General features: G+C 54.6%; 8 protein-coding genes. 7 read left to right on the forward strand and 1 reads right to left on the reverse strand.

Annotated features, from left to right (window positions below; all coding sequences use genetic code 11):
• Positions 1-31 precede the first annotated feature (31 nt).
• From ABEB26_RS24825 to ABEB26_RS24835, 3 genes are read left to right on the forward strand one after another with little or no spacing between them, the layout of a single operon-like run.
• The gene (locus tag ABEB26_RS24825) at positions 32-328 is read left to right on the forward strand and encodes a hypothetical protein (RefSeq protein WP_345724783.1); all 297 of its coding nucleotides are present in this window, start codon (positions 32-34) and stop codon (positions 326-328) included.
• A 49-nt stretch (positions 329-377) separates the two neighbouring features.
• On the forward strand, positions 378-2,738 hold the full coding sequence (locus tag ABEB26_RS24830) for an MBL fold metallo-hydrolase (protein ID WP_345724784.1): 2,361 nt from the start codon (positions 378-380) through the stop codon (positions 2,736-2,738).
• Positions 2,739-2,782: 44 nt separating this feature from the next.
• The gene (locus tag ABEB26_RS24835) at positions 2,783-3,154 is read left to right on the forward strand and encodes a hypothetical protein (protein ID WP_345724785.1); all 372 of its coding nucleotides are present in this window, start codon (positions 2,783-2,785) and stop codon (positions 3,152-3,154) included.
• A gap of 294 nt (positions 3,155-3,448) precedes the next feature.
• On the opposite strand, the gene ABEB26_RS24840 is transcribed toward ABEB26_RS24835, so the two are convergent.
• Positions 3,449-3,703: a hypothetical protein gene (locus tag ABEB26_RS24840; RefSeq protein ID WP_345724786.1), complete on the reverse strand. Its 255-nt coding sequence runs from the start codon at positions 3,701-3,703 to the stop codon at positions 3,449-3,451.
• A gap of 77 nt (positions 3,704-3,780) precedes the next feature.
• Here ABEB26_RS24840 and ABEB26_RS24845 point away from each other — a divergent pair, with 77 nt between their 5' ends.
• The 4 genes from ABEB26_RS24845 to ABEB26_RS24860 all read left to right on the forward strand — a co-directional run bounded on the left by ABEB26_RS24845 (position 3,781) and on the right by ABEB26_RS24860 (position 5,703).
• Positions 3,781-4,164, forward strand: a complete 384-nt coding sequence (locus ABEB26_RS24845) for a hypothetical protein (RefSeq protein WP_345724787.1) — start codon at positions 3,781-3,783, stop codon at positions 4,162-4,164.
• Positions 4,165-4,208: 44 nt separating this feature from the next.
• Positions 4,209-4,589, forward strand: coding sequence for a hypothetical protein (locus ABEB26_RS24850; RefSeq protein WP_345724788.1), 381 nt, complete (start codon positions 4,209-4,211; stop codon positions 4,587-4,589).
• Positions 4,590-4,683: 94 nt separating this feature from the next.
• Positions 4,684-4,950 carry a CPCC family cysteine-rich protein gene (locus ABEB26_RS24855; RefSeq protein WP_345724789.1) on the forward strand — a complete coding sequence of 89 codons (267 nt, stop codon included), beginning with the start codon at positions 4,684-4,686 and terminating at the stop codon, positions 4,948-4,950.
• 273 nt (positions 4,951-5,223) lie between these two features.
• Entirely contained in the window at positions 5,224-5,703 is a 480-nt protein-coding gene (locus ABEB26_RS24860; protein WP_345724790.1) for a hypothetical protein, read from the forward strand.
• The last annotated feature ends 454 nt before the right edge of the window (positions 5,704-6,157 follow it).

Below are 6,157 nucleotides of genomic sequence, written 5' to 3' on the forward strand. Positions count from 1 at the left end.
CTCACAACTACATATAGCCATGACAACAATCGTGCCATTTGTAGTTTTGGCCACTGACAATGCTGCTTTACGTAAGTATCGAAGAGAAATTGAGATCAATGAAGCACGAGAGGTTATTTATAGTCATCATACAATAGAACCGCTCATTGATAACGAGGTAGCACTTATTAAAGAGTTGCTTGATAAGCACGTTGTTTATATGCGCTATGGAACATGGACTCCAAGTTTACCCTCAAAACAAAATCACAATATACAGATAGCAAGACGAATGTATCAGCACCAAAAAAGTGTATTGCGCCAACGTATTAGCATAGAAGGCAGAGATTGATTAGTTAGGTAATCAATTATCGCTGTTTGTTTGAGAGGAGCTTTCCCCCATGATCAGTTTTCACCCCTTTGGCGGCGCGCAAGAAGTCGGCGCGTCGTGTGGCATCCTCAAGCTAGGCATGCGCCATATCCTCGTCGATGCAGGCATGCGCCCTGCTGCCCGCCCTGGCCAATCGCGCACGCCGGATCTCGAAGCGCTCAAAGCCTTCCCGCTCGATGCGATCCTGATCACCCATGCCCACATTGACCATACGGGTTGTCTGCCGCTCGTCGCCAGTCTGTTTCCCACCGTGCCGATCTATGCCACCGAAAGCACGATCGCGCTGATGCGGATTTTGCTGCTCGACAGTGCGCGGATTATGGAACAGGAACACCTCACGCACGAACTGGAAACGCCCTTGTATGACCAAACCATGGTCACGGAAACCCTAGCGCGGATTATTCCGGTGGCCTTCCATCAGGAATTGCGTCCCGTGGCCGCGAATCAAGAAATCAGCGTGACCTACCTGCCAGCGGGCCATATCCTCGGCGCGGGGATGCTCCATATCACCAGTCCGTGGGGCAGTGTCCTGCATACGGGTGATATTTCGGTTGGCCATCACCGCACCATCACGGGCGTTGACCTCAACACGCTGCCGCAGGTCGATATGATGATTTGTGAGGGAACCTATGGCAACCGCAGCCACAAGTCGCGCAAAGACCAAGAGCAAAATGTGGTGGCCACGATTCAGCAGGTGATTGGCCACGGCGGGCGGGTGCTGATTCCGGCCTTCGCCGTCGGGCGGGCGCAAGAGTTGATCCTGATTCTCAAAGCCTTTCGCACCTCTGGCGTGGTGTCGCCTGTGACCATCTATGTCGATGGCATGTGCAAAGCGGTGTGTGAAGCCTATCAGCAGCAATCCCATGACCTGCATCCGGCGCTGCAAAAGTTCTTGAGCAATAGCCAACGGCCTCTGTTTGTCGATCCGACCTTTGGCGTTCTGGCCGTGCATCAGGGCATGCGCCCACGGGTGATTCAGAGTGACGAGCCAGCGATTATCATCAGCACCTCGGGCATGTTGACAGGTGGGCCAGCGCCGCTGTATGCAACCAAACTGGCGCAAGACCCACGCAATGCGATTATCTTCACGGGCTATCAGGACGAAGAATCGCCTGGCGCGGCCATGCTTAAGGCGACCCAAGGCGGCACGATCACGCTGAATGGCCAACGGGTCACGCTGGGCTGTCCGGTCTATCGCTATGGCTTGTCGGGCCATGCCGATGTGGGCCAACTGGAACAGGTGATTCGCTTGGTGCAACCACAACAACTCGTACTCGTGCATGGCGATCACGATGCCTTGAGTCACCTCGCGGCCCGCTTCAAAAAGCTGGCGGTGGCGATTCCCGCTGCGGGCGATGTCGTGACCCTGACCCGCCGTGCGCCGACCGTGAGTCTGCACGCGGGGCAACGGGTTGAGCTGCCTGCGCCAACGCCCGTGGTCGTCGAGCCTGTGGCCGATCCCACGCCGCTGAAGCCTGCGCCCACGTTGGCCGATTTGTACGCGATTGCCACGGCGAATGGGATTCCAGCCCGCCCATGGACGGCGATTGAGCTTGGCGCGGCCTGGTATGGCACGGCCTATCAGCCCACCTTGCGGCCCATCGTCGAGGGGGTGTTAAGTGTCGCCCGCAGCCACTTCCGCACCAAACGGCTCGGCAGCCAAACCGTCTTTACCCCGCGTCCGGCCTTGGACACAGGCGAGCCAAACGTAGCCGCGCCGCCCAAACCGCAGCCCGATGATCGCTGGGATGTCGTGCCGATTGGCCAGATTGTGCTCGTGCTTGGCTCGGCAGCCCCACCCGACCGCGTGCAGCTGGGGGTGATTACGGGCGAACCCACGGGCAGCACCGTGCCACTGGTGGTCGAGGCGTGGAAAAGTCCCAGCCAAGTGCGCGATACGATTCACGGGGTCACGCCGATGAGCAAGCCAGAATGGGTGGGGCTTGAGCATGCCGAGATTCAAGCGCAGCTGAAAGCGCTGCGGGCGACGGTCGATGCCATCCCGATTGATGTGCTGAAACTCTGGCAAGCCCAAAACGGCCAGCCTGCGCGACTCGAAACGCTGATGGCTGCCGCCGAGACTTTAGAGGAACAGGTGGCCACGGGGATTACGCTGATGCGGCGCGGCTTATTGGTGTGGAAACGCGACGGCTCGCGCTGGATTCCCAAGCCGTTTGATTCGCTGAATGACCAAGCGCTGATTACGCGCCATTTAGAGCTGATCACGCAGGTTGGGGCAACAGTCACGCATACCAAAGATGGCCGCACGGGCACGCTCACGGGGCGGGGTGGCTGGCTCCAAGTCGAGGTGCGTTGGGATTCGGGTGCGGTGGAGCTGGTCAAAGATGGGCTGGTGCGGGTAGGGGAGTAAGCACTCCTTGCAGCTGGGGGCGGTATGCCACGAAGGAGGATCAGATGGCCTTGGATTTCTATCTCCAAGCGGATACCTTATTAGAAGCAGATGAGGCGCGGTATCGTGCGTATTTCATGCTGGAGCCACCACCATTGCTTGCTCAGATGGATGTTCGTGCCTATACGCTCTTGACACCGTGGGTGCAGCGGTGTGAGGCCGAACAGCTGGGAGTCCGGTCGTTTTTTGACGATACGCTGCTCCCAAGTACCGCGATCCCCCGAGCACGCCTGCTGCTTGAACAGACCTATCGTTCCATGACGGGTCGCACGCTGGTGGGATCAGACCCGACTCGTTCGCACAATCCCTTCCGCCAGATGGATGCGATTCTCGGTCACGCACGGGTCGGCTATGGAATCTTGGCATTGTGTGATTAACCGCCCATGGCGTGCCGCTTGGTCAGCGTGGATTGGGCTTCGCTCAGTTGCGTCACCCAATCCATCCGGCGTATGATATCGCATCGGTGGGAGACTGGTGCGGGTGGGGGTTGATGAAGGGTCATAAAGCGTCTCGCTGAGCGGCCTGAGCGAAATATGTGGAGTTGGTCAAGGATGGGCTGGTGCGGGTAGGGGAGTAAGGAGGTATGCATGGAACCGGACTATCACGTTCCCGCCAATCTGTGCTGTTCACACACATTGTGCTGTTCACACACATCGTGACTCCGTTCATCTTCATCGTAGCCAGTGTTTGCGGGTACGGGCTGGCTGGTGGTTGCGCAAACGGAATCGTTCCTGCCGACATTGGTCGCATAGCTGGTTTACCAGCTGCTCAAAGGGCATCATGCCGCCCAAGAGCCGCTTGGGTTTGAGCCGTTTGACCGCCCGTGAGCGCTGGGTGGCCACCGCAAACTGGCGATTCGACCAATCGGGGTGGGTATGCAGCAACTGATAGCGCGTCATGCGATCGGCAAACCAACGAGTCGTCATCGTAGCCCCTGCCATAACCCAAGACCAAGAGCCTTGATCATAGCAGGGGCTACGATGAGGATGAACAGGGTCACGATGTGCGTGAACAGCACAATGTGTGTGAACAGCACACCAATCGGTCGCCGTCGCCCTATCGCTGGCGTATGATCATCCGCATGGTGATTGCCCTTGTTGGTGGGTGTGTGCCGATGGTTATGCTATTTCAGATACAACTCCGTTTTTATATTAACGACATCGCCATGGAAGCTATTATTTCGTATTATTATGATCGTCCCATACTTTGGGCCGTGTTCCCGCTGTCATTCGCACTCCTCTGTCTGCTGCTTGGCATCGGGCGTGATGGCTGGATGCTGGTCAAACGGCGGGGAACGCCAACCCTGCTCCCATGGCCCTATCGGTTTGCCCTGCTCTTTGCGGCAATCGCCGTTGTCCTATATGTGCGCACGATTCGGATTCCCTAGCGACCCGTATGCCGATCGACCAGCCACGCAATGGAGGCGTATGTATGAGCTACCGCGTCCCAGCCAATCAATCCCCGCTTTCGCGGAGACGGCTCCGGCTCTTTAATAGTTTCTGCTTTCTCTCGTTCATCATCGTTGGGATCGTCGGCTATTACTTTGTGTTAATCGATCTGTTCAGCCATCCGATGCACGACTGGATGACCATCGTGTCCAGGGAAATAATGGATGATCCGAATGCGTATGGAACAAAATCCTTGATTCCGCTGATTCCCTTTCTTCCATGCTCATGGATCTGCATCTATCACGAGTATCGGTATATTGAGTATTCCAAACGCGCTCCGTCTGGTGTGTGGTATGGGATCTGCGGACTGCTGCTCCTATGCTCGTTGTTAATCTTCGTGCGCGGTTTTTTTGTTGCTGGGTAAGTAGCGGAATGGTTGATGGGGTGATGATTGTCCACTATCAGCGTGGCCACCATCGTTAATGGATTCATGGATTGACGTGGAGGATCGGTGTCCTATGGAGTACCCGTATACGAGTCGCTATCCCTGCCCGTGTTGTGGCTATCACACCGTCGAAGAGCCTGGGCATTACGATCTCTGCGCCATCTGTTGGTGGGAAGATGATCCCATGCAATCAGCGCATCCCGACTACTGCGGTGGGGCAAATATCGAATCATTGAACGAGGCACAGCACAATTACCGCTGCTATGGGGCCATATCGAGGGGTGCGCACCCCTTTGTTCGTCTACCCCATCCCGATGAGTATCCCGATAGCGGTCGTTGACCACCATTCGTGCGGCCAGCCGCAGACTGACCATACCGCTTGTTATAAAATCGCCAATTAACAACGCTTTCACATTTCATCACAAACCCACGATTCGTGCTCCCGAACGCCACACCATTAAAACTATTAATGCTAGGGCCGTTTTTCGCCGAATGGACCTGCAACCTGCTAAATGGCCTCAATCGAATGCAACACATTCGCGTTCTTGGCGATCCATTTGATGTTTCTATGCCCTATAATCCTAATCCTTAATAGAAAGAAGGATACTACTCGATGATTAATCCATTAGTGCAACAACTGAATAATGAAATTACTGCATTTCGGATTCGTTATGGACGAGGAGTTACCGACATACACATCCTTGCATGGAGAGGATATCTTATCGGATTGTATCAATATACAATTATCTCAGAAGGAGAATATACGTACCTTCTCCATCAATTACCACCTATCAAGGACGTACCTGGCGATGCTGTAGTGTGTTCTGGCGATCAAATCACGGTCATTGCGGTTAATGATACCTATCAATGGGTTGCGGAACTGGAAGGTCGTCTGCATGCAAGCCTTTATCAGTATGGTAACCCATTTAACGAACGCCAAAGTGCGGTCTGGGATGGGTATTTTGCAGGGTTATATATGCATGGAGGACTTTCACTTGATGAATTCTCGTATCTCTCAGATCAGCTTGTTGGATTTGATCATAAGCCCGTCGTTGCTATTTTTCGAGGCGTAGATGAAGACCCTCTAGCGTAGTGTTTGCCTCCGATGTGGGTTCCATTCCATGTGGACTTCCTGCTGACGTTTCTGGTTGCCGCTTTGCCGTCTCAGGCAGGCGCTCAACACCGGATAACACGGTGTATCAGCAGTAGAGTGTCGCAAGGAATCTTTCTTAAGGGGATAGAGAAACGATTCGTGTTTTTAAAGGTCATAGTCCATACTGCGTAAAAATGAGTATTAATCCATACCGAAGATCGATCAAAAAGGAGGAGCAGACATCGATTGTTGCCCATTTGGGGAGCATGAGCAGCTATCGATTGGCCAAATTGGTGCATCATGGGGAGCACTAAAAACTCGGGGGCAGGAGACTGTACAATAGCGTGTGTATTTGGTTCCCAACCCAAAGACGAGCATTTCCAGAATAGGCTTGTAAGGGGATACCATGCCACGAGCAAAACACAAACCCGCACCAACGACCGCCGACCAACCC

It is taken from the genome of Herpetosiphon gulosus (genome assembly GCF_039545135.1).
Lineage (GTDB): Bacteria > Chloroflexota > Chloroflexia > Chloroflexales > Herpetosiphonaceae > Herpetosiphon > Herpetosiphon gulosus.